The organism is Soonwooa sp. T0.1_25, from assembly GCF_057652215.1.
The window spans coordinates 1-539 of the sequence record NZ_JBYFBZ010000062.1 but is presented as its reverse complement, the minus strand read 5'-3'; the positions used below and the strand labels follow the sequence as shown (position 1 = coordinate 539).

1 rRNA gene is annotated in these 539 nt (G+C 46.6%); it reads left to right on the top strand.

Going from position 1 to position 539, the window contains the following annotated elements:
- Window positions 1-539 (top strand): 16S ribosomal RNA (locus AC23MB_RS14355); the annotation flags it as partial.

The following is a 539-nucleotide window of genomic DNA, read 5'->3' as shown; positions in this document are numbered from 1 at the left end:
TTGTAAGTCAGTGGTGAAATCCGGCAGCTCAACTGTCGAACTGCCATTGATACTGCAAGTCTTGAGTAAATTAGAAGTGGCTGGAATAAGTAGTGTAGCGGTGAAATGCATAGATATTACTTAGAACACCAATTGCGAAGGCAGGTCACTATGTTTTAACTGACGCTGATGGACGAAAGCGTGGGTAGCGAACAGGATTAGATACCCTGGTAGTCCACGCCGTAAACGATGATTACTCGTTTTTGGGGCGCAAGTTTCAGAGACTAAGCGAAAGTGATAAGTAATCCACCTGGGGAGTACGTTCGCAAGAATGAAACTCAAAGGAATTGACGGGGGCCCGCACAAGCGGTGGAGCATGTGGTTTAATTCGATGATACGCGAGGAACCTTACCAAGGCTTAAATGGGAATTGACAGGCTTAGAAATAGGCTTTTCTTCGGACAATTTTCAAGGTGCTGCATGGTTGTCGTCAGCTCGTGCCGTGAGGTGTTAGGTTAAGTCCTGCAACGAGCGCAACCCCTGTCACTAGTTGCTAACATT